The sequence below is a fragment of the Acinetobacter yuyunsongii genome (assembly GCF_041021915.1).
GTDB lineage: Bacteria > Pseudomonadota > Gammaproteobacteria > Pseudomonadales > Moraxellaceae > Acinetobacter.
Window position 1 is genome coordinate 1,912,212 of the sequence record NZ_CP157435.1, and the last position, 21,431, is coordinate 1,933,642.

Below are 21,431 nucleotides of genomic sequence, written 5' to 3' on the forward strand. Positions count from 1 at the left end.
CAATATATGAAGTTTTTAAAATCAAATCTTATTCTTTCTACAATGATGTCAGCGACTGCTTTATTTGCAATGGCAACTCACGCAGCTGATAATCCATTACAAGCAGCATATAAAAGTACCAATGTAAAATCTGCATTGATTAACGTCTGTAAGGAACAAACCACTAAAGGTGGCAAGTTATCAGCTGCGGAAGTGAGTAAATTTTGTGGTTGCCAAATTGATGCTCAAGGGAAAGTAACTGAAGCTCAAAAATGGGAAATTCAAAGCGCAATCAATGCGAAGAAAAGCCCAAGTTCTTTAGCATTTGTACAGCAACAAAATAAAGAATTACAAGCTTGCCTAGGTGCACCACTGGTGTCTAAGCTTGAAAAGTTAACTGAGGAAGCAATGAAAGCTGCTCAGCAACAAGCTCCTAAAAAGTAAGCTTGTATTGTTCAGATTAAAGCCTGCATAAATGCAGGCTTTTTTGTAGGCTCTGTTAAACTTTCCTTTATGTTGAAGAGGGTGGAAAATTCCATACCATTGTGATTGACAGGACAAGGTTTTAACAAAGCAATTCCTATACGTCACGGTGAAATTGTTTATCATGAAGAATATGCTTTTTTACCACTTGAACTAGATCACGCTTAGCTTTATAGAAGGAATAAAAATGTCTGAGAATATTGAATTACCGAATCATACTTTTTCAATTACACAAGGTGAAGTCAATCTTGCTGAGTTAGGCAGCGAATGGCTTGTCATTTATTTCTACCCCAAAGATTCAACCCCAGGTTGTACGACTCAAGCTATTGGATTTTCGTGTTTAAAAGATCAATTTGAAGGATTAAATTGTCAAATTTTTGGAGTCTCTAGAGATTCTGTTAAAGCACATCAAAATTTCACGGAAAAACAAGCGCTCACAATTGATTTAATTAGTGATAAAGAAGAAGTGTTATGCAAACATTTTGATGTCATCAAAGAAAAAAATATGTATGGCAAACAAGTCATGGGCATTGAGCGTTCAACTTTTATTTTTCACAACAAACAGTTAGTGAAAAGCTATCGCAAAGTTAAAGCTGCTGGTCATGCTGAACAAGTATTGGAAGATCTAAAAGCATTGCAAGGCACTTCATAATGTTGAGTAAAAAAAGCGAGTTGTGTACTCGCTTTTTTGTTATGGGTAAATTGCCCGCTGCTTATACCTTAGCGTATGATAAAAAGGTTAGAGTCTGTTGACATTTCATAATGGCAACCAGATGTATATGGAAGCTAAAGCAAGCGCATTTTCATAATTACGTTTTAGCTTGTCATATCGAGTTGCTATTCCTCTAAATTGCTTCAATCTTGCAAAAGTATTTTCCACTAAGTGCCTAATTTTATATAGATTCCAGTCGATATGATTATTGTTGGACTGAGTATTTGGCTTTAGGGGGATATTGGCTTTTGTATTCGTCGCGCTGATTTGCTCTCGTAGTGGTTCAGAATCATAACCCTTATCTGCACATAAGACATCAGTTTCTTCCAAATCTAATTTTTCAACTAGCTCAGGCGCAACTTTAACATCATGTGTTGTTCCATTCATGATGATAATTTCAATTGGATTACCATGAGAATCAACGGCTAAATGTAATTTTGAACTATTCCCACCAATGCTTTTTGATATAGATTGATCTTTTAACCCAGCAGAGTGTTGATGTGCTCTGATATGAGAGCCATCAATAAAAATCCACTCTTTATCTGTATGTTTGAGGCATAGCGAGTAGTGAATTTGGTTTGACGATTAAATTTTATTTACTCGCTATTTTTTATACAGCAAATGTCAACAGACCCTAGTTTATCCATCAAAAAACACGAATCTTTCCATATTCGTGTTTTCATCGATTTTCTGCTTAAAGAACTAAAATCTTAAAAACATTCATCCAAATTACTTTTATCACCCGCAAGATATTTATGCTGCAATTCCACATAGACTTTTGTATTTTTAAATTCAGTCAGAAATTCAATCGTGCCTTTAGGGAAAAATTCAGTTTGAATCTCTCCACGATAATAGGCTTCTCGCATGGGCGTGGCTGAAATAGAATCTTTTAAACTATCCAACTCAACCATCTGCCATTCTGGAAATAAAGCTAAATAATACGAAGATTCATCTTTGAAGTGACCAATCAAACCTACTTTTGCATTTGGCTGAACCACTTGATTGACCAATGTTTTGACTTGTTTGACCCATTTTTCATCGTTATACACATCAACCACATGCACAAAATGAATCCGTTTCTGCTCATCTTCTGAAAAATTAGACAGAATCATTTGCTCACGTTCATGGGCTAAAAATGGATTTTTGATATTCCGTTCTGCTTGCGCTGAACCCAATGCCAAGATCACGTTCTGACTTTGTTGTAATGCAATTTCAATGGTTTGTAGATGCGCTAAATGAAAAGGCTGAAAACGTCCAATAAAAACAAGATAGTCAAATGTGTACATAGGCGTAATTTCACTTTTTGTGAACTCATCAGTTGCGCCATTTAGGTAAATATGCGACATAATGAGGACACTTAAAAAATCAATCTGGATTAAAGCAAGGATAGTACGATGACACTTAGCTGTATTCAACAACCTCATCAACATTTGCAAGCAAATTTAGAAGATGGCGTACTCACCTTAGCCATTAACCGTTCAGAAGCAAAGAATGCACTTTACGGCGAACTTTATCTATGGATTGCAAAAGCATTAGATGAAGCTGATACAAATAAAGATGTACGTGTTGTTATTTTCCGTGGTGCAGAACAAGATTTTACTGCGGGTAATGACATGAAAGATTTCATGGGCTTTATGCAAAAGCCGTATGAAGGCAAAGCAGGCGATCAACCACCATTTGTGTTATTAAAAGCTGCGGCTCGTTTTTCTAAACCACTGATTATTGGAGTGAAAGGCGTAGCAATCGGGATCGGTGTAACGATCTTATTACATGCTGATATCGTATTTGCAGACAATACTGCCCTATTCCAAATTCCATTCGTCAGCCTAGGCCTTTCTCCTGAAGGTGCTGCGAGCCGTTTATTGGTCAAACAAGCAGGCTATCAGAAAGCGGCTGAATTATTATTCACAGCGAAGAAATTTGATGCTGCAACAGCAGTAAAAGCAAATCTCGTGAATGATGTCGTTGAAGATGTTTATGCAACCGCACAACAAACAGCTCAACATTTAGCAGCATTACCTTTAGCGTCTCTAAAACAAAGTAAAGCGCTAATGAAAAAAGACTTAGCTGAAATTATTGCTTGCGTCGATGAAGAAGCTGAAATCTTTATGCAGCGTGTACGTTCACCTGAAATGATGGAAGCTGTACAAGCATTTATGCAAAAACGTAAGCCTGACTTCTCACAGTTCAATTAATACATTACACTGTTTTTATATAAACCACTTAGTCAAGACTGGGTGGTTTTTTTATTTAACGTCCCAATATGAACAACAATCTTATAGGAACATTTATTCTCATGTCTGAACAAAATCAAACTGACAAAAAACGCTACTACGAACCTGCCACTCAAGATATTGATGTTGCCAATTTCCGTAAAGTCATTGAAAGCCGTCGTTCAGTACGTAAGTTCACGGATAAACCGATTCCAAGTGAGATTTTAGATGAATGTTTAGATTTGGCACTGCTTGCACCCAACTCATCAAACCTACAGCCGTGGACATTCTATGTGGTGCAAAATCCAAGTAAGAAAAAGCAACTGGTTAAAGCATGCTTAGGACAGCTAGCTGCTAAAACTGCATCAGAATTGATCGTATGCGTGGCGCGTACAGATCGTGTTGATGAAATGGCAAAACGAAATATTAGCGAATTTCCATTTCCTGAAGCCCCTGCAATGGTACAAAAATATTACCGTTTTATCCCCTACAACTATAAAACAGGTTATTTCAATGCATTAGGTAACTTCAAAAAAGTTGCATTTAAAGTAGCCCGTACACTTGATAAACAACTTCCTGTGACTGCATTTAACCCTGCCGATGCTAAATTATGGGCAACTAAAACCACTGCTTTAGCCTGTGAAAACCTTGTATTAGCTTTACGTGCCTATGGTTTTGACAGTTGTATGATGGAAGGCTTTGATGAGCCTTTAGTTCGTAAAATTTTAAAATTAAATGATCAACAGCATCCTGTCATGGTGATTGGTGCAGGTGAACGGGCTACAGATGGTGTGTTCTTCCCGCAGTATCGTTTTGATCGTGATTTATTTATTCAAAAAGTATAATTATTCAATATCTAATATTTGAATAAACTCAAAGGCAGGCTCTTCATAAGGATGGCTTGCCTTTAATACCTTTGCCACAAGACTGGCTTTATCTTCAGGCACAATAGTTTCTACACGCCACTCTTCAAGTTGTTCCAGTTCATCCAACTGCCCTAAAAATGGATTTGCACCCTTAACTGGCTTAAATTGCCCTATTCCTTTCACTTGCCAAGCACAATGTTCATAATTACCAATACCACCTGCTCCTGCTTCAAAAATAGCAAGTTTTGTGGTTGCAAGGTGAGATTCAGGTACATAGTAAATAAGTTTTAGCATATTCTTTTTGATTTGATTGTTCTTGTTCATTCATCATTATTTTATATTGAATCCAAGAATAAAATAAGCCACCGTAAGGTGGCTTATTTTTTATTTCATATTAACCAATGAACTTACGTGCATTGCGGAACATACGCAACCAAGCACCATCTTCAGCCCAATCTTCAGGCTTCCAAGAATGTTGTAAAGCACGGAAGTTACGCTCTGGGTGTGGCATCATTACTGTTGCACGACCATCTTTAGAAGTTTGTCCTGTAATCGCTTCAGGTGAACCATTCGGGTTCAATGGATAGTGCTGAGTTGGATTACCCAAACTATCTACATAACGCAAGATGACTTGGTTCTCTGCATTTAAAGCGGCAAGTTGTTGTTCTGTCGCAACTAAACGACCTTCACCATGCGCAACTGCGATTGGTAAAATCGAACCTTGCATATCTTCAAGCAACACAGAAACAGATTTCTCTACACGAACATTCACTGCACGCGCTTCAAATACTTCTGACATGTTACGGTGGAAACGTCCCCAATGCTCTGCACCAGGAATCAGCGGAGCAAGTTGTGACATCATTTGACAGCCGTTACATACGCCTAAGCTGAATGTATTTTCACGATGGAAGAATTGTTCGAACTGATCACGTAGTTTCGCATTGAACAATACTGATTTCGCCCAGCCACCACCAGCACCCATCACGTCACCGTATGAGAAGCCGCCACATGCAACTAAACCTTCAAAGTCGCTTAAGCTCACACGGCCTGCAAGTAAATCACTCATGTGTACGTCGATAGTATTGAAGCCTACTTTGTCAAAGGCTGCCGCCATTTCGACATGACCATTTACACCTTGCTCACGCAAAATTGCCATATTTGGACGACGTGTATTGATAAACGGCGCTTCAACTGGCTCATTTAAGTCATATGTTGGTTGTGCAATTAAACCTTTGTGGTTTTGATCTGCAATTAAAGCAAATTCTTGATCAGCTGTTTCAACGTTGTCACGTAAACGTTGGATCTGATGTGAAACTTCAGCCCAAGCTTGTTGTAATTCAGCACGCTCAAGCGTTAAACCATTTACAACCAATTGATCAGTTGTATTGACACGGCCCACAACTGCAATTGTATCTTTCAGGCTTGACGCTGCTACTTCAACTTCTAACTGCGCCCAATCAACCGCTGTAATTTGAAGTACTGCACCAATTTCTTCAGCAAATAAACTTTCAGTTGATTGATTTTCTAGAGCAACACCTAAACGCGATGCGAACATCATTTCAGCAACAGTCGCCAATAAACCACCATCACCGATGTCATGGTAAGCTTTGATTACACCACGATTGTTCCAGTCTTGAATCAAGGCAAAGAACGCTTTGAAGTCATCAAAACTATCAACATCAGGGGTAACAGAACCAATAGCTTTGTACACTTGCGCAAGGATCGAACCACCCAAACGGAATTGACCTTTAGACAAATCAATACGAACCAGTGCTGAGTCTTCTAGGTTTTTGAGTTCAGGTGTTAAAGTTTTACGTACATCTAAAACAGGTGCAAATGCAGTGATCACACCTGTCATTGGAGAAGTTACTGCTTTGTCTTCGCCATCGTTCCAAGTGGTACGCATTGAAAGTGAATCTTTACCGACAGGAATGGCAATGCCTAAAGCAGGACACATTTCCATACCAATCGCTTTCACACCTTCAAACAAGGCTTGATCTTCACCTTTTTGACCAGCCGCAGCCATCCAGTTTGCAGAAAGCTTGATATCACTAATTTGTTCGATGTTGGCACAGGCAATATTGGTAATTGCTTCCGCAACCGCTAAACGTGCAGACGCAGCAGGATTTAACAATGCCACAGGTGGACGTTCACCCATTGCCATTGCTTCACCTGTGAAGCCTTGCAAGCTTGTCGTCGTTACTGCTGCATCTGCAACAGGCACCTGCCAACGACCCACCATTTGATCACGTGCAACCATACCCGTAATCGAACGGTCACCGATGGTGATTAAGAATGATTTAGACGCAACAGTTGGATTTTTCAATACGCGGAAAATCGCATCTTTCAAGTCAACTTTCGCAGCATCAAAGTCGTTACCCGTACGCTCAATCGTTTCATACGAGCGTTGCATACGCGGTGTACCGCCTAAGATCACCTGCATTGGAATATCAACAGGCTTGTTTTCAAACAAAGGATCTTCAACCGTTAAGTGACGCGCTTCAGTCGCCTCACCGAGTACCGCAAACGGGCAACGCTCACGTGCACAAATTTCTTCAAACTGTTCTAAAGACTCTGGGCGAATCGCAAGCACATAGCGTTCTTGCGCTTCATTTGACCAGATTTCCATCGGGCTCATGCCTGGCTCTAATGATGGAATTTTACGCAGGTTCAGCACTGCACCCAACTCGTGATCATTCACAAGTTCAGGCATGGCGTTAGATACACCACCCGCACCCACATCATGTACAGACACGATTGGGTTAAAATCTTCTAAACGCCAGCAGGTATCGATGACTTCTTGGCAACGGCGTTCCATTTCTGGGTTTTCACGTTGCACCGAAGCAAAGTCTAAACTCTCACCCATGGTACCGCTGTCTACAGAAGACGCTGCGCCACCGCCAAGACCAATCAACATTGCAGGGCCACCCAATACAATGAGCAAGTCACCCGGTTGAATCGCATCTTTTTCAACATGGTCAGGACGGATGTTACCGTAACCACCCGCGATCATGATTGGCTTATGGAAGCCTTTCACTTCACCATTGACATTCTGTTCGAAAGTACGGAAATAACCATTTAATGCTGGGCGACCAAATTCGTTGTTAAACGCAGCACCACCCAATGGACCTTCGATCATGATTTGTAATGGCGATGCCATACGTGAAGGCTTACCGTAGTTTTCTTCCCAAGGCTGTTCGAAACCAGGGATATTCAAGTTAGAAACCGTAAAGCCTGTTAAACCTGCTTTTGGTTTACCACCACGACCTGTTGCACCTTCATCACGGATTTCACCGCCTGAACCAGTTGCAGCACCAGCAAATGGAGAAATTGCTGTTGGGTGGTTATGCGTCTCAACCTTCATTAAAATATGAGCGGCTTGGCTCTTATATTTATAAACAAAGTGACCATTTTCATCCGCTTTTGGATAAAAACGCATGGTGTCATAACCCACGATCACAGAGGCATTGTCTTTATACGCCGACAATACATCTGTTGGAGATTCTTTATAGGTGTTCTTAATCATTTGGAACAATGATAATGGTTGTTTTTCACCATCAATTGTCCATTCAGAACCAAAGATTTTATGACGACAGTGTTCAGAGTTCGCCTGAGCAAACATCATTAACTCGATGTCATTTGGATTACGACCCAGCTTTGTAAATGCTTCGGTTAAGTAATCAATTTCTTGCTCAGATAAAGCAAAGCCAAACTCATTATTCGCTTTAACTAATGCTTCTTTACCTTGGCTCAAAATATCAATTGAGTTCAATGGTTTTGGCGCTGTTTCTAAGAATAAAGCTTTTGCATCATCAATTTGAGCAAAAACACTCTCTGTCATACGGTCATGTAATGCCAATTTCACTTCATTCGAAATCTCTTTCACACCTTTCAGTGTAAATAGCAGACCACGTTCTAAACGGTGAATAGGTGTATTACAGTTTTGGAAAATATCAGTTGCTTTAGACGACCACGGAGAGATTGTGCCAACACGTGGAGTTACTAAAATTTGGATTTCATCACTTGCAGCTTGGCGAAGTTCGAAAGATTGACCATCGTTTAAAAGTTGTAATGCCGATTGATGTTGCTGCTCGTTGAGCGCTTGATCAAACAAATAAACCCACTGGCTGTCAAAAGATTGAACAGAACTCATTGACGCTAAACGGTTTAAGAGTTGAGCTTTCTTAAAAGAAGAATGTGCTGATGCACCGGCCACGATAAACATGTTGACTTTGGCTCCACGGGTGGGTCTAACGAACCTACCGCAATGTGACTTATGAGAGAGCGCATATTCTACTGTGAAAGCCTTCTTTCAGCTAGCCATATCCATCTTAAAAATCAGAGTTTTCTATCCCAACTCTCTTAATTTCTTATAGCTTTATAGGTTTTACGATATTCGTAACAATTCATTTAGTTTGATAAATTCCTCGTTCCACCGAATAACAGTAAAGTGAGACAAACTGATTTATGGATGAGTTGAACAAATCTCAGTTAAAATCATATCCTCAATCAGTTTCTACGCCCTACATAATTACACCCTTTCATCTAGACTAATATGTCCAAATTTCGGGTGCAGCTCAACAATGATCGAACGAAGCAATAATATATTTAATTCATCTCAGCTAAAGCATCTACTCTTTGAGTATAATCAATTGTATTCTTATTAAGTAAAGGAGTACCTTCATAATAAAACTTTGTTAAATATTTTCCATCACTTGTAAGACTAATACCTAAACCAAACCATTGATCTTTTGTATTTTCATCACACTCATACAACTCATCTACTGCATCAAATAGTTCAATTGATGATTTTAAAACAGGACCTCTACTACTATTAACTTTAAACATTTTATCACCAAACCAACATTCTGAAATTACAGCATTTCTTAGCTCCCCATGCTCATTTCTCAATCGCTCTGTATAGTAAACAACCTTTCTCCAGTCTAAAGGAGCAGCTAATGTAATTTCATTTAATATAGTATTTAACAAATCAGCTTTTCTCAAAAATGGCATTATTAACCTCCAGCAGTATTTTTAAATAATCTTTCATCCCATCTGCCATTTTATATCTCGCCTCGTTCCGCCGTTATGCAGTGGAATGCCAAACTGATTAACTTTTAAAAAATCTACTATTTTCACTTCAACACATATATTTGCTACACAACAATCCTAACTCAGACGCAAAGTATTTTAAACGCCAAACCATGTCGCCCTGCACTAGTGCTTTAATCTTTTTTTTGGCATGATGATCTTGAACTCATAGTGAATAATGATGAATGGAACAAATGCGTTGGTTGGAATTGCTTTCTGCAATTCGTTTAGGCAGTAAAAAAAGTAGTACAGAATTGGCTCGAAGCCCATTTCACAAAGATTACGATAGAATTATATTTTCCCAAAGTTTTCGACAACTGAATAGAAAAACTCAAGTTCACCCATTGACTCAACACGATGGTATTCATACTCGACTGACTCATTCGCTAGAAGTTTCTTGTATTGGTCGTTCGCTCGGCATGTTGGCTGCTGAAAAAATCAAAGATGAATTACCCATGTGGATTTCACCAGCAGATGTTGGCGCAATCATTCAAGCTGCTTGCTTAGCGCATGATATTGGGAATCCACCCTTTGGACATGCAGGAGAATACGCGATTCGGGAATGGTTTGATGATGCATCGCATCGTGACTTTCTCAGCCAATTAACACCCGAAGAAGAAGCAGATGTACGTCAGTTTGAAGGCAATGCACAAGGACTACGTTTGCTTAGTCGGATTGACTATCATCCTGATGATGGTGGCATGCGTTTGACCTGTGCCACACTCGGAGCTTATTTAAAATATCCATGGTTATCTAAAACCATTGAAGAACAAGGCGATATGCCATCGCATCAAAGAGCAAAATTTGGTTGCTATCAATCTGAAAAAGAAATCTTAAAACAATTGGCTGAACAGCTCGGCTTAATTCAACTCGGTGAATATCATTTTTGTCGTCATCCGCTGACCTATTTATTAGAAGCTGCAGATGATATGTGTTATGCACTTATTGATTTGGAAGATGGCATCATACTGAATATGCTCAGTTATGAAGAAGTTGAGCCGATCTTTCTCAATTTAATTGCCGATTTCGGTCTACCAGAAGAATTACACCTACCCCATACCACATGGCAGCAAAAAATCGCAGCTTTGCGTGGGCGTGTGATGAAACGTCTTGTCGATGAAGTCACTACTGCTTTTGCTAAACATCATTATGAAATTTTAACGGGTCAGCTTAAAGGCGGTCTTTTACAATATTGCTCACCCGATATTGAAATAGGCATTCAAACAGCGAAAAATCTTGCTAGGGATCGAATTTTTGAACATCCTCAAAAATCTGGTTTAGAAATTATTGCGCATCAAAGCCTACAAACGATTTTGGATGCATTTATTCCATTAACCATGCCACATAAGACCTTAAGCTTTAAAGAGCAACGTTTGATGTCGATTTTGCAACATTCAGGCGTAAATCTGCAAAACAACCACTATAATAATATTATGCAAGTTCTCGATATTATTAGTAAGTTCTCGGATCATCAGGCTTATAGCTTGGCGCAAGAGTTGCAAGGCAATAAAGTTGGGTTCTTTTAAAACAGAGAACTTTATCTTTTAATTTGAATTTTCAAAACAACAGTGAAACGAATTTTATGATCGGATGTTTAATTGGCGAGGTGTTTGCCTTAGAAGCCCCAACCGTATTGCTGAATGTAAATGGTGTGGGCTATGAAATTGACACACCACTTTCGACATTTTGCCAATTACAAAAAGGACAGAAAGTCACTTTATGGACACATTTGGTGGTTCGAGAAGATGCACAGCAACTGTATGGTTTTAGTGATGCACAAGAGAAAATTATTTTTCGTACTTTACTCAAGGTCAATGGGGTCGGTCCTAAAATGGCGCTCGGTATTCTTTCGACTTTGAGCGTGGACATGCTCATCCATACAGTCGAACATGGTGATGTAAAAACACTGATCAAAGTCCCGGGAGTTGGTACGAAAACAGCTGAACGTTTAATGATTGAACTACGTGATCGTTTTAAAGCATTTTCAAGCACGACCGTTTCAAATAATACAGCATCCGCTCAAATACAGTTCACTGGAAATTCTGCTGTTGCCGAAGCTGAAGCCGCCTTACAATCACTGGGCTACAAACCACTTGAAGCACAAAAATTGATTCAAGCCGTTAAAGCAGATTTTACCGAAGCCAGTGATATTATCCGAGCTGCACTTAAGTCATTGAATAAATAAAGATAGACCGAACTCATTATGCAAGACCGTTTAATCAGTGGTTCTGAAAAACCAGAAGATCATTTTGATCGTGCGATTCGCCCAACCTCTCTTGAAGACTATATTGGTCAGCCAGTGGTACGTGAGCAAATGGAAATCTTTATTGGTGCTGCACGAGGTCGTGGTGAAGCACTCGACCATACCTTGATTTTTGGTCCACCGGGTTTAGGTAAAACCACATTGGCGAATATTATCGCACGCGAAATGGGCGGTAATTTAAAATCGACTTCTGGCCCAGTTTTAGAACGTGCTGGTGATTTAGCGGCGATGCTGACCAATTTGGAAGAAGGTGACGTTCTCTTTATTGACGAAATCCATCGCCTATCCCCTGTCATTGAAGAGATTCTTTATCCAGCGATGGAAGATTACCAATTAGATATTATGATTGGTGAAGGTCCTGCTGCTCGTTCAATTAAATTAGATCTGCCACCATTTACATTAGTCGCAGCAACAACGCGTGCGGGGCTACTCACCTCACCTTTACGTGACCGCTTTGGGATTGTTCAGCGTTTAGAATTCTATTCTGTTGAGGATTTAACCCATATCGTAACCCGTTCGGCAAATCTCATGGATGTTCCGATTACCAAAGAAGGTTCAACTGAAATCGCTAGACGTGCACGTGGTACGCCACGTATTGCCAATCGTTTATTACGTCGTGTTCGAGATTATGCGCAAGTGAAAGGCACTGGTGAAGTGACTCAAGAGATGGCACAACGTGCTTTAGACATGCTTAATGTAGATAAAGATGGTTTAGATACTTTAGACCGTCGTTATCTCAGTATGTTACTTGAGCGTTTTGAAGGTCGTCCAACAGGTGTTGAAGCTTTAGCAGCCGCGATGGCTGAAGATAGCGGAACACTTGAAGATGTGATTGAGCCTTATTTAATTCAGCAAGGTTATGTGATGCGGACTGCGCGTGGGCGTATTGCAACCAATATGGCGTATTTGCAGTTTGGTATGACACCGCCAGAATGAAATTATTAGGTTTCTTTTATAAATTCTTTATTTTCTACTGAATAGAAGAAAATAAAGAGGGTCTAAACCATTATGAAAGAAGTCTAATATGTTATTTATTACTATTCCCATCCTATCATTGACGCAATATCATTCCCTCAATTGCTCGCAGTATGCAGAAATAGGTTAAGGATATGGCTAATCATTTTGAATTTAATATTCGTGTATATATTGAAGATACAGATGCAGGCGGGATTGTCTACCACGCCAATCACATTCGTTTTATGGAACGCACACGCACTGAATGGTTACGTGCAGCAGGCGTCGATCACTACTGGCATCAACAAGACTACAACTTCGTTGTACATCAAATTCAGGTGAAATATGTACGTCCAATCTTAATGGATGACTTAATTACTGTTACAGCACGTGTTATTTCGTGTAAAGCCGCGTCTTTTGTGTTGCAACAAAATATTTATCGTGGTGAAATCTTGCTTGCTTCAGGTGAGGTTACGTTGGCATGTTTAAACAAAGAGTTAATGCCACGTAGACTTCCTGAAGAAATACGTGATCTGATTCAAAAAGAATTAGCACAGGACTAAAAATAAACTTTTCGGCACAGTGACTTATGGCAACTAATTTAGAATCTTCTCTACATATTTCTGACCTGATTTTACAAGCCAGCCCAGTCGTGCAATTGGTCATGTTGATCTTATTACTAGCGTCAATTTTCAGCTGGTATTTAATTGCCAAATTACATATGGGTTTTAAAAAAGCAGCTCAAGATGATGAGCATTTTCAAAAAATGTTCTGGTCAGGTGCCGAATTAAACACGCTCTACAATAATGCTCAGTTAAACTCGAAACGTAGTGGCCTAGAAGATATTTTTTATCAAGGTTTAGGTGAGTTTTTTAAACTACAAAAACGCAAAGCAGATACCAATCAAACCATTGAAGGTACTGAACGTATTCTTCGTGTCGGTCTAAGTCGTGATCAAGGCAGTTTAGAACAAGGTTTAGGAGCGCTTGCAAGTATTGGTTCTGTTGCGCCTTATATCGGCTTATTCGGTACGGTTTGGGGCATTATGAATGCCTTTATTGGCCTTGCTGCCGTTGATCAAGTTACTTTGGCAACCGTAGCACCGGGTATTGCTGAAGCACTTATTGCAACGGCAATCGGTTTATTTGCAGCAATTCCTGCTGTGCTGGCTTTTAACCACTTCACAGCGAAAGGTGAATCTATTTACTCAGATCGTGCGTTATTCGCAGAAGAAATGGTCGCTCTTTTACAGCGTCAAGCGATTGGAACGACACAGGAAGATGCATAATGGCGATTCAACGATCTGGACGTTTTGAACGCATCAAGAAGCCACTGAAAAGTGATATGAACGTTGTACCCTATATTGACGTTATGTTAGTACTTTTAGTCATTTTTATGGTCACTGCACCTATGATTACCAGCGGCATCAAAGTTGATTTGCCCCAAGCGAATAATAATCCTATCGAATCGAAAGACATGCCTGCAATGGTAACGATTGGCAAAGATGGCAATATTTATTTGCAATACCAAGATCATAAAGATAGTGAACCTCTTTCACTTGAGCAGCTTGAAGCTATTTTGAGTGATGCTCAAAAGCAAGCGGAACAAGAAAATAAACAACTCACCGTATTAGTGAATGGTGATAAATCTCGCCCCTATGGTGAGGTTGTATCACTCATGGCTAGTTTACAAGAAACCGGTTTAACTCAAGTTGGTTTACTGACAGAGCCATTAAAGTAAGTTATGAAAAAATTTCAAGAGCCACCTTTTAAACAAAATGCAATTGCGCTAGGTTTTACCCTTGGGGTACATGCAATTGCGATTGTTGGCTTGCTTTTCTTAGGTCTAAGTAAACCGCCTGAGCAACCGAAAAAACTGACGACTGTTCTCATCAAGCCAGAAGATTTACCACCACCGATGGCAAAACCTGTAGAACAGGAAACGACTGCTGAAAATCAAGCGGAAGAAATATTAAGCCCTGTTGTAGATAATACTCAACCTGAAAATGTTCCTGTCACTCCACCAGCGCCTACTGCACAGCAACTCGCTGATGCAAAACAAAAAGCAAAAGAAGCAGCCCAAGCAAAACAAGCAGAAGAACAACGCAAAATTGCCGAAAAACAACGTGCAGATGAAGAAGTAAAACGTCAAACAGAACAAGATACTGCTGATAAAGCTGCAAAAGACAAAGCCGCTGCCGATAAAGCTGCAAAAGACAAGGCCGCTGCCGATAAAGCTGCTAAAGACAAAGCCGCTGCTGATAAAGCTGCTAAAGACAAAGCCGCTGCTGATAAAGCTGCAAAAGACAAGGCCGCTGCTGATAAAGCTGTAAAAGACAAAGCCGCTGCCGATAAAGCTGCAAAAGACAAAGCCGCTGCTGATAAAGCGGCCAAAGACAAAGCCGCTGCCGATAAAGCTGCCAAAGACAAAGCCGCTGCTGATAAAGCGGCCAAAGACAAAGCTGCCGCTCATAAAGCTGCAAAAGACAAAGCCGCTGCTGATAAAGCGGCCAAAGACAAAGCCGCTGCCGATAAAGCTGCCAAAGACAAAGCCGCTGCTGATAAAGCGGCCAAAGACAAAGCTGCCGCTGATAAAGCTGCAAAAGACAAAGCCGCTGCTGATAAAGCCGCTAAAGACAAGGCCGCTGCTGATAAAGCTGCAAAAGACAAAGCTGCCGCTGATAAAGCTGCAAAAGACAAAGCCGCTGCTGATAAAGCTGCAAAAGACAAAGCCGCTGCTGATAAAGCTGCAAAAGATAAAGCCGCTGCTGATAAAGCTGCAAAAGATAAAGCAGATGCCGAAAGAGCCGAAGCAGATGCAAAAGCCGCTGCTGCTAAAAAGGCAGAGCAAGAGGCAGCTCAGAAAAAGGCAGATTCGAAAAAAATTGCTTCGACTGCCAAACGTGATTTCACAAATAAAATTGAAAGAGCTTGGAATGTCCCTTCTGGTTCAACAGGACAAAAAGCAACAGCCCGTGTAACACTTAGTGATAGTGGTGCTGTTTTATCTGTGATTGTAAATTCTAGTGATCCCGATGTAAAAGCAAGTGTAGAAGCCGCTGTTCGAGCCGCTGCTCCTTACCCTATGCCAGATGACCCTGATGCACGCCGTGAAGCAAGAAGCTTTACTTCTAGCTTTACTGCAAAACAGTAATGAATAGTTAACGTTACATGCTTTTAATAGAACAAAGCCTGTAACTATGTTAAATAATCAACAGCCACAAAAATACGAACATAAGTAATTGTAACTATGGACAAGACTCGTAAACACCTCATCTCCTTAGCAGTTTTGACTGCTATTAGCGCAATTGTTCCAACAGCAACTTTTGCACAACTTCACCTTGAAATTGCAAAAGCACCCGAACAAGCGCCAAAAATTGCAATTATCCCTTTTACAAATGACAGTGCGATTTATCCAATCATTGAAAATGATTTAAATCGTTCAGGTCGATTTACAAGTGCATCGCAAAACTTACCTGCAACTGCAAGCATCAACCAAATCCAAGCTGGTGATTGGCAAAATGCTGGTGTGCCATATGTGGTGGTTGGTCAAATTAAAACCATCGATGCGAATACATTTGAAATCCATTACCAACTCTATGATGTACAAAAACAACAATACTTATTAAATGAAGTGCTGACTGTACCAAGCTCTCGTGTTCGTCAAGCTGGGCATATGATCAGTGATGCGATATATCAAGCACTGACTGGTATTGCGGGTGATTTTAGCGGTCGTATTGCCTATGTATTACGCAATCCAGAAACCCCTGCTCAACGCTATACATTACAAATTGCTGATACGGATGGCGAACAACCTAAAACGGTACTGTCATCACGAGATCCAATCCTTTCTCCAACATGGGCACCTGACGCTAAAAAAATTGCTTATGTCTCTTTCGAAACTAAACGTCCTGCAATTTACATTCAGGATTTAGCAACGGGTCAACGTGAGGTTTTAGCGAGCTTCAAAGGCTTAAATGGTGCACCAAGCTTCTCGCCCGATGGGCAATCTATGTTGTTCACAGCATCTATGCATGGTAATCCTGAAATTTATCAGATGAATTTAAATACGCGCCAACTACAGCGTATGACCAATGACTCAGCGATTGATACCGAAGCACGTTATGCACCTGATGGAAAATCATTTATTTTCACCTCAGATCGTGGCGGTTCTCCTCAAATTTATCGCTACAGTTTTGATGATAGTTCAGTTAAACGCCTTACCTTCAAAGGTGCATTTAATGCACGCGGCACGTTAAGTGCTGACGGTAAAAAAATTGCTTTAGTTCATCGACCAAGTGGCAGTAATTACAAAGTCGCATTACAAGATATTAATACAGGGATCACTAATATATTGACACCAACCAGTCTGGATGAGTCACCAAGTTTCTCTCCGAATGGGCAGATGGTTGTTTATGCAACACGTGAAGGTAACCGCGGCTTACTCTCTATTATGTCTACAGATGGTCGTTTCCGTATGAATTTACCAAGCGAACAAGGTGAAGTCCGTGAACCCGCTTGGGCACCAAAATAAATTTGATTGATTGGAGAATCACATGAATATTAAATACCTAACACTTCCACTCTTAGCTGCGACGATTGCTTTCACGGGTTGTGCGAGTCGTAAACCTGCTGCTGAAATCACAGCAGGCAATACAGCACCTAATACGTCAACCACGGTAAGCACTGACGGACTAAGTGAAGATGCTGCATTAAATGCACAGAACTTGGCTGGCGCTTCATCAAAAGGGGTAACTGCTGCGAACAAAACATTTTTAGCGAAACGTGTTGTTCACTTTGATTACGATAGCAGCGATCTATCAAATGATGACTACCAAACACTTCAAGCACATGCACAGTTCCTCGTTGCAAATGCTAATTCTCGGGTGGCATTGACAGGTCACACGGATGAACGTGGTACGCGTGAATACAATATGGCTTTAGGTGAGCGTCGTGCAAAAGCTGTCGAAAGCTTCTTGATTACCAATGGTGTCAACCCACAGCAGTTAGAAGCCGTGAGCTACGGTAAAGAAGCCCCTGTAAACCCGGGTCATGACGAAGCAGCGTGGAAAGAAAATCGTCGCGTAGAAATTAATTATGAAGCAGTGCCACCATTACTAAAATAATGTTTGGATTTGCAATAAAAATGCTCACAATGTGAGCATTTTTATTTTCATTAAGATGAAGACTCTTGCTTCGACTGAGGTTGCATCGACTCAATCATATCGTGCTTATTAAATTCTTTGTACTCAGGCTTCGCTTCATACTCTTTCCAAGCATCTTTCACACTTTCTTTCGAAATCGTATCTAAGCTAATCGATTCACTTGGCGTAGGGGTAGCTTCAAAATTTTTGGTTGACATCGTTCCTCTCCAAACTTCCTGTCTAGTATGCAATCAACATAGCATGTAATAGAATGTTTGTAATCACAAAAGCAACATAAATAAAGTAAGATAATTTTTATTTTCGAGCGATCTCATCTAGAATAGCGACATTCTTTTTATCAATTTTTGATGCGGCTAAATCGGAGCAATTCAATATGTCAAACCTTACATTATCCCAATATTTAGAACAACAAAAAGGGAATTTGACACCAGAATTGGCACAAGTCATTGAAACAATCGCGGCAACATGCCAAACCATTGACCAAGCACTACAAAAAGGCGCTTTAGCTGGTATTTTAGGCAGTGCTGGCAACGAAAATGTACAAGGTGAAACTCAAAAGAAATTAGATGTCATTTCTAATGATTATCTTATTGATGCATTAAAAGCGCATCCGCAAGTAGGTGGATTAGCTTCTGAAGAATTGGATGATTTCACACCTGCCCAAGAAAATGGCAAATATTTAGTGTTATTCGATCCACTCGATGGTTCAAGCAACATCGACATCAACATGTGTGTCGGTACAATTTTCTCTATTCTTCCCGCTAAAAATGCAGTCACTCAATCTGCAGATTTTATGCAAGCTGGTACTGAGCAAGTCGCTGCTGGGTATGTACTTTATGGTCCTTCGACCATGTTAGCGCTTACCGTAGGTGCAGGTGTTGTATTCTTTACTTTCGATCCAACCACTCAAACCTTCCTACTTACTACGAATCAAGTTCAAGTTTTAGCAGATACACAAGAATTCGCTATCAACTCATCAAATCAACGTCATTGGGAAAATCCAGTGAAACGCTATATTGACGAGCTTTTAGCGGGTAAAACATCAGTCCGTGAAAAAGATTTCAATATGCGTTGGGTTGCATGTATGGTCGGTGATATTCACCGTATCTTATGTCGTGGCGGCATCTTCCTCTACCCTTATGATCTCAAAGATCCTAAAAAAGCAGGTCGTTTGCGTTTAATGTATGAAGCAAATCCAATGAGCATGTTAATTGAACAAGCTGGTGGTGCCTCTACGACAGGACGTGTTCGCATTATGGATATTCAACCAACAGAATTACACCAACGTGTTCCTGTTATAATTGGCTCTAAAAATGAAGTGGAACGCGTAACAAGCTACCACTAATTACTTTTATATTCAGGGCATTATTATCATCTTATAATGCCCTTTTGGATCTTTATATTATGGCTGTTATTTTTCTAGAATCAAAAGACAATGCAAAAATCAAACATTTGCGTGGGCTGATCGAACTCAATAGTGCTCGAAAGAAACATCAGCAAACTGTTCTAGAAGGTACTCATCTGTGTTTAGCATGGCTACAACAACATAAAAAAATCTTTTCATTATTTACGACTGAACAAGCTCTCGATCATTCTGAATTACAAAAGGTGATTGAATTACACCAGGGACATATTTTTGTCATTAGTGAAGTACTGTATAAAGATTTAAGTACTTTAGGTACAACTCTGCCTTGTTTAGCAATTGTCGATCTCCCTAAAACATCATTAACAATTGATTTTAAAGCTGATACCTTAATCTTAGAAAATGTGCAAGACCCTGGAAATGTTGGTACGCTATTGCGTTCGGCTGCCGCAGCCAACATTAAGCAAGTAATTTGTACGCAAGGTTCTGCTTCTCTTTGGTCCCCACGTGTATTACGCGCAGGAATGGGTGCCCATTTTAGCGTACATTGTTTTGAGAATTTTCAGTTAACCGACATTCTTCCCAAGTTTCAAATTCCTGTGTTTGTAACGAGTTCACATCGTTCAACCAGCTTGTATAGCAAAGATTTAAAGCAAGCATGTGTTTGGATTTTAGGTAATGAGGGACAAGGTGCAAGTGACTATGCCCTAGAACATGCTCAGGCTGTTACTATTCCTCAACCGGGTGGGCAAGAATCTTTAAATGTTGCCATCGCTGGATCAATTTGCTTTTTTGAAATGGTTCGCCAACGCCAATAAAACGTTAAATTATTTTAAATACGATTTTTTTAATGAAAAAATCCATTACACTCATAAAATAATTGCTTAAGTTGTCAACGCATCCACCATTTTCAACGTTATATGATTAATGAATTGAAATAATGGTGGGTATCCATGACAGGATTTTCCATCTCTATGGATTTAGCACCGAAACAGGCTCGAACTGAAAATGGTACTGATTGTAGTACTGTTGAACAACGTCTGCGTTTTTTTATGCAAGACGTTACAGGTCGTGCACTTGTGATGATGGAAAGTGCAACTAAGGGACAACAAGGCATTGCAATGGATTTGGTACAAGAAGCCTTTATTTCATTGCATAAATCGTATTCAGATAAAAGTATTGAAGAATGGTATCCATTGTTTTATACCATTTTAAATAACAAATTACAGGATTGGAGGCGCAAAGAAGCGCGTCGAGCAACTCCTTTCTCATTATTCAAAAAAATTAGCTTAGACGATGATGAGGAAATTATTGATGTGGTAGATGAATCTACCCCCAATCCATTCGAATTTCTGAACCAAGAAGTCACAATGGATGAAATTCAGGCTGCCATCAACCAATTACCAGTACGTCAACAGCAAGCATTTATGTTAAGAGCTTGGGAAGGTTTTGATACTGCAACCACCGCTCAAATTATGAATTGCAGTGAAGGTAGTGTAAAAACCCATTATCATCGTGCAATCCAAGGGCTTAGAATTGCTTTAGAGCATTTAAATCCACATACGGGAGGGTCATCAAATGAATAAAGATGAGTTCACTAAATCAGTGACTTCCAAACTCGATCAACTAGCAAAAGAGCAACATCACAAAAAAATGTTAGTGATGAACCATGTTCTAGATACTGTTCAAAAGAAACCAACCTCTTATTATAGTCTGTGGAAAATGGGAGGCTTTGCTTTAGCAGCAGCTCTTACTGGTATCATTGTATTACCAAGCTCTCTACAACTGAACGATAAGCCACAAAGTCAGGTCGTTGTAAATCCAAAACTTTCACCACAAATGGTTGAAGATATGGAAATGTTGATGGTACTTGGTGAGGATAAAGTTCCATATGGCAGCTAAGAAAATAGCAATTGTTGTGTGTACACTCAGCTTACTTCAAACAAGTTTTGCTGGTTCTGAGCGTTTTTGGGTGTTCTCAAAATCAAATAAACCAACTACAGAAGAAGCTTGGGATGATTTATCTCCAGAAGAACAACGTGTTCTTATTCAACGTTATCAAAGTTTAAAAGAAATCCCAACTGATCAGGGCTCTCAGCTTCAACAAAGAATGGAATGGTTTACTCAGCTTCCAGAAGATGAAAAACAAAAAATGCGTAATGTTTGGCAAAAACTGGGAACTCAGGAACGGAACACTTTGCGTAAACGTATGCAAAATGCCAGTGCCGAAGATAAAGTGAACATCCGTGAAGAATATTTAAGCAAATATTCTGAACACTAATTGTTTTTATATTAATTTCTCTTTAGTTGTATACATTTAATTTATAATTTGAACATATAAAA

At 39.9% G+C, this 21,431-nt stretch carries 23 protein-coding genes and 2 pseudogenes; 19 read left to right on the forward strand and 6 right to left on the reverse strand.

The genetic code is table 11. The features are described from left to right. Positions 1-6 precede the first annotated feature (6 nt). From ABLB98_RS09215 to ABLB98_RS09225, 3 genes and pseudogenes are all read left to right on the forward strand, one after another. Positions 7-423 carry a hypothetical protein gene (locus ABLB98_RS09215; protein WP_004777277.1) on the forward strand — a complete coding sequence of 139 codons (417 nt, stop codon included), beginning with the start codon at positions 7-9 and terminating at the stop codon, positions 421-423. Positions 424-500: 77 nt separating this feature from the next. Next, positions 501-630: pseudogene (locus ABLB98_RS09220) on the forward strand (ATPase); the annotation flags it as partial. Between the two features lie 19 nt (positions 631-649). Then, positions 650-1,114: a peroxiredoxin gene (locus tag ABLB98_RS09225; protein WP_348882095.1), complete on the forward strand. Its 465-nt coding sequence runs from the start codon at positions 650-652 to the stop codon at positions 1,112-1,114. Positions 1,115-1,219: 105 nt separating this feature from the next. Here ABLB98_RS09225 and ABLB98_RS09230 read toward each other — a convergent pair. Then, positions 1,220-1,711 (reverse strand): annotated as a pseudogene (locus ABLB98_RS09230) (IS5 family transposase); the annotation flags it as partial. Positions 1,712-1,884: 173 nt separating this feature from the next. Beyond that, entirely contained in the window at positions 1,885-2,460 is a 576-nt protein-coding gene (locus tag ABLB98_RS09235; protein ID WP_087544898.1) for a nicotinate-nicotinamide nucleotide adenylyltransferase, read from the reverse strand. Between the two features lie 108 nt (positions 2,461-2,568). Here ABLB98_RS09235 and ABLB98_RS09240 point away from each other — a divergent pair, with 108 nt between their 5' ends. Further along, positions 2,569-3,369, forward strand: coding sequence for an enoyl-CoA hydratase-related protein (locus tag ABLB98_RS09240; RefSeq protein WP_087544834.1), 801 nt, complete (start codon positions 2,569-2,571; stop codon positions 3,367-3,369). A 101-nt stretch (positions 3,370-3,470) separates the two neighbouring features. Beyond that, positions 3,471-4,232: a nitroreductase family protein gene (locus tag ABLB98_RS09245; protein WP_087546817.1), complete on the forward strand. Its 762-nt coding sequence runs from the start codon at positions 3,471-3,473 to the stop codon at positions 4,230-4,232. On the opposite strand, the gene ABLB98_RS09250 is transcribed toward ABLB98_RS09245, so the two are convergent. The 3 genes from ABLB98_RS09250 to ABLB98_RS09260 all read right to left on the reverse strand — a co-directional run bounded on the left by ABLB98_RS09250 (position 4,233) and on the right by ABLB98_RS09260 (position 9,266). Beyond that, entirely contained in the window at positions 4,233-4,547 is a 315-nt protein-coding gene (locus ABLB98_RS09250; protein WP_348882096.1) for an NGG1p interacting factor NIF3, read from the reverse strand. A 100-nt stretch (positions 4,548-4,647) separates the two neighbouring features. Further along, positions 4,648-8,478: a phosphoribosylformylglycinamidine synthase gene (gene purL, locus ABLB98_RS09255; RefSeq protein WP_348882097.1), complete on the reverse strand. Its 3,831-nt coding sequence runs from the start codon at positions 8,476-8,478 to the stop codon at positions 4,648-4,650. A 383-nt stretch (positions 8,479-8,861) separates the two neighbouring features. Further along, entirely contained in the window at positions 8,862-9,266 is a 405-nt protein-coding gene (locus ABLB98_RS09260; RefSeq protein WP_256414618.1) for a hypothetical protein, read from the reverse strand. Positions 9,267-9,529: 263 nt separating this feature from the next. On the opposite strand from ABLB98_RS09260, the gene ABLB98_RS09265 reads away from it, so the two are divergent. The 9 genes from ABLB98_RS09265 (at position 9,530) to pal (ending at position 17,686) form a co-directional block, all read left to right on the forward strand. After that, positions 9,530-10,870 (forward strand): deoxyguanosinetriphosphate triphosphohydrolase, encoded by a 1,341-nt coding sequence (locus ABLB98_RS09265; RefSeq protein WP_348882098.1) that lies wholly within the window; start codon positions 9,530-9,532, stop codon positions 10,868-10,870. 56 nt (positions 10,871-10,926) lie between these two features. Then, the gene (gene ruvA, locus ABLB98_RS09270; RefSeq protein WP_348882099.1) at positions 10,927-11,529 is read left to right on the forward strand and encodes a Holliday junction branch migration protein RuvA; all 603 of its coding nucleotides are present in this window, start codon (positions 10,927-10,929) and stop codon (positions 11,527-11,529) included. 18 nt (positions 11,530-11,547) lie between these two features. Continuing rightward, positions 11,548-12,543 (forward strand): Holliday junction branch migration DNA helicase RuvB, encoded by a 996-nt coding sequence (ruvB, locus tag ABLB98_RS09275; RefSeq protein WP_046739447.1) that lies wholly within the window; start codon positions 11,548-11,550, stop codon positions 12,541-12,543. Between the two features lie 173 nt (positions 12,544-12,716). Further along, complete coding sequence (gene ybgC / locus ABLB98_RS09280; protein ID WP_004661168.1) at positions 12,717-13,124, forward strand: tol-pal system-associated acyl-CoA thioesterase; 408 nt, start codon at positions 12,717-12,719, stop codon at positions 13,122-13,124. Positions 13,125-13,150: 26 nt separating this feature from the next. Beyond that, entirely contained in the window at positions 13,151-13,849 is a 699-nt protein-coding gene (gene tolQ / locus ABLB98_RS09285) for a protein TolQ (protein WP_348882100.1), read from the forward strand. Beyond that, positions 13,849-14,301 carry a protein TolR gene (gene tolR / locus ABLB98_RS09290; RefSeq protein ID WP_087536408.1) on the forward strand — a complete coding sequence of 151 codons (453 nt, stop codon included), beginning with the start codon at positions 13,849-13,851 and terminating at the stop codon, positions 14,299-14,301. Before tolQ ends, tolR begins: the two co-directional genes overlap by 1 nt. A gap of 3 nt (positions 14,302-14,304) precedes the next feature. Then, on the forward strand, positions 14,305-15,714 hold the full coding sequence (gene tolA, locus ABLB98_RS09295; protein ID WP_369028596.1) for a cell envelope integrity protein TolA: 1,410 nt from the start codon (positions 14,305-14,307) through the stop codon (positions 15,712-15,714). A gap of 96 nt (positions 15,715-15,810) precedes the next feature. Then, complete coding sequence (gene tolB, locus ABLB98_RS09300) at positions 15,811-17,094, forward strand: Tol-Pal system beta propeller repeat protein TolB (protein WP_005161248.1); 1,284 nt, start codon at positions 15,811-15,813, stop codon at positions 17,092-17,094. A gap of 22 nt (positions 17,095-17,116) precedes the next feature. Beyond that, positions 17,117-17,686 (forward strand): peptidoglycan-associated lipoprotein Pal, encoded by a 570-nt coding sequence (pal, locus tag ABLB98_RS09305; RefSeq protein WP_348882102.1) that lies wholly within the window; start codon positions 17,117-17,119, stop codon positions 17,684-17,686. A gap of 50 nt (positions 17,687-17,736) precedes the next feature. Here the strand turns inward: pal and ABLB98_RS09310 are convergent, their stop codons facing one another. Next, entirely contained in the window at positions 17,737-17,922 is a 186-nt protein-coding gene (locus ABLB98_RS09310; protein ID WP_005215212.1) for an NF038105 family protein, read from the reverse strand. 176 nt (positions 17,923-18,098) lie between these two features. Here ABLB98_RS09310 and ABLB98_RS09315 point away from each other — a divergent pair, with 176 nt between their 5' ends. The 5 genes from ABLB98_RS09315 to ABLB98_RS09335 all read left to right on the forward strand — a co-directional run bounded on the left by ABLB98_RS09315 (position 18,099) and on the right by ABLB98_RS09335 (position 21,369). Next, positions 18,099-19,070, forward strand: coding sequence for a class 1 fructose-bisphosphatase (locus tag ABLB98_RS09315; RefSeq protein ID WP_087536405.1), 972 nt, complete (start codon positions 18,099-18,101; stop codon positions 19,068-19,070). A 59-nt stretch (positions 19,071-19,129) separates the two neighbouring features. Continuing rightward, on the forward strand, positions 19,130-19,906 hold the full coding sequence (locus ABLB98_RS09320; protein WP_249569832.1) for an RNA methyltransferase: 777 nt from the start codon (positions 19,130-19,132) through the stop codon (positions 19,904-19,906). Between the two features lie 156 nt (positions 19,907-20,062). After that, positions 20,063-20,674, forward strand: coding sequence for an RNA polymerase sigma factor (locus tag ABLB98_RS09325; RefSeq protein WP_348882296.1), 612 nt, complete (start codon positions 20,063-20,065; stop codon positions 20,672-20,674). Continuing rightward, positions 20,667-20,990, forward strand: coding sequence for a hypothetical protein (locus ABLB98_RS09330; protein ID WP_348882105.1), 324 nt, complete (start codon positions 20,667-20,669; stop codon positions 20,988-20,990). The genes ABLB98_RS09325 and ABLB98_RS09330 overlap by 8 nt, the downstream gene beginning before the upstream one ends. Next, the gene (locus ABLB98_RS09335) at positions 20,980-21,369 is read left to right on the forward strand and encodes a DUF3106 domain-containing protein (protein WP_005161265.1); all 390 of its coding nucleotides are present in this window, start codon (positions 20,980-20,982) and stop codon (positions 21,367-21,369) included. The genes ABLB98_RS09330 and ABLB98_RS09335 overlap by 11 nt, the downstream gene beginning before the upstream one ends. Positions 21,370-21,431 lie beyond the last annotated feature (62 nt).

Bases quoted from the DNA above. Each gene is read 5' to 3' on its own strand.
- tolR (WP_087536408.1), top strand. From the start codon at position 13,849: ATGGCGATTCAACGATCTGGACGTTTTGAACGCATCAAGAAGCCACTG.
- ABLB98_RS09250 (WP_348882096.1), bottom strand. From the start codon at position 4,547: ATGCTAAAACTTATTTACTATGTACCTGAATCTCACCTTGCAACCACA.
- ABLB98_RS09325 (WP_348882296.1), top strand. From the start codon at position 20,063: ATGGATTTAGCACCGAAACAGGCTCGAACTGAAAATGGTACTGATTGT.
- tolA (WP_369028596.1), top strand. From the start codon at position 14,305: ATGAAAAAATTTCAAGAGCCACCTTTTAAACAAAATGCAATTGCGCTA.
- ABLB98_RS09315 (WP_087536405.1), top strand. From the start codon at position 18,099: ATGTCAAACCTTACATTATCCCAATATTTAGAACAACAAAAAGGGAAT.
- ABLB98_RS09320 (WP_249569832.1), top strand. From the start codon at position 19,130: ATGGCTGTTATTTTTCTAGAATCAAAAGACAATGCAAAAATCAAACAT.
- ABLB98_RS09260 (WP_256414618.1), bottom strand. From the start codon at position 9,266: ATGCCATTTTTGAGAAAAGCTGATTTGTTAAATACTATATTAAATGAA.
- ruvA (WP_348882099.1), top strand. From the start codon at position 10,927: ATGATCGGATGTTTAATTGGCGAGGTGTTTGCCTTAGAAGCCCCAACC.
- ybgC (WP_004661168.1), top strand. From the start codon at position 12,717: ATGGCTAATCATTTTGAATTTAATATTCGTGTATATATTGAAGATACA.
- pal (WP_348882102.1), top strand. From the start codon at position 17,117: ATGAATATTAAATACCTAACACTTCCACTCTTAGCTGCGACGATTGCT.
- tolB (WP_005161248.1), top strand. From the start codon at position 15,811: ATGGACAAGACTCGTAAACACCTCATCTCCTTAGCAGTTTTGACTGCT.
- ABLB98_RS09335 (WP_005161265.1), top strand. From the start codon at position 20,980: ATGGCAGCTAAGAAAATAGCAATTGTTGTGTGTACACTCAGCTTACTT.
- ABLB98_RS09310 (WP_005215212.1), bottom strand. From the start codon at position 17,922: ATGTCAACCAAAAATTTTGAAGCTACCCCTACGCCAAGTGAATCGATT.
- ruvB (WP_046739447.1), top strand. From the start codon at position 11,548: ATGCAAGACCGTTTAATCAGTGGTTCTGAAAAACCAGAAGATCATTTT.
- purL (WP_348882097.1), bottom strand. From the start codon at position 8,478: ATGTTTATCGTGGCCGGTGCATCAGCACATTCTTCTTTTAAGAAAGCT.
- ABLB98_RS09235 (WP_087544898.1), bottom strand. From the start codon at position 2,460: ATGTACACATTTGACTATCTTGTTTTTATTGGACGTTTTCAGCCTTTT.
- ABLB98_RS09240 (WP_087544834.1), top strand. From the start codon at position 2,569: ATGACACTTAGCTGTATTCAACAACCTCATCAACATTTGCAAGCAAAT.
- ABLB98_RS09265 (WP_348882098.1), top strand. From the start codon at position 9,530: ATGGAACAAATGCGTTGGTTGGAATTGCTTTCTGCAATTCGTTTAGGC.
- ABLB98_RS09245 (WP_087546817.1), top strand. From the start codon at position 3,471: ATGTCTGAACAAAATCAAACTGACAAAAAACGCTACTACGAACCTGCC.
- ABLB98_RS09330 (WP_348882105.1), top strand. From the start codon at position 20,667: ATGAATAAAGATGAGTTCACTAAATCAGTGACTTCCAAACTCGATCAA.
- tolQ (WP_348882100.1), top strand. From the start codon at position 13,151: ATGGCAACTAATTTAGAATCTTCTCTACATATTTCTGACCTGATTTTA.
- ABLB98_RS09215 (WP_004777277.1), top strand. From the start codon at position 7: ATGAAGTTTTTAAAATCAAATCTTATTCTTTCTACAATGATGTCAGCG.
- ABLB98_RS09225 (WP_348882095.1), top strand. From the start codon at position 650: ATGTCTGAGAATATTGAATTACCGAATCATACTTTTTCAATTACACAA.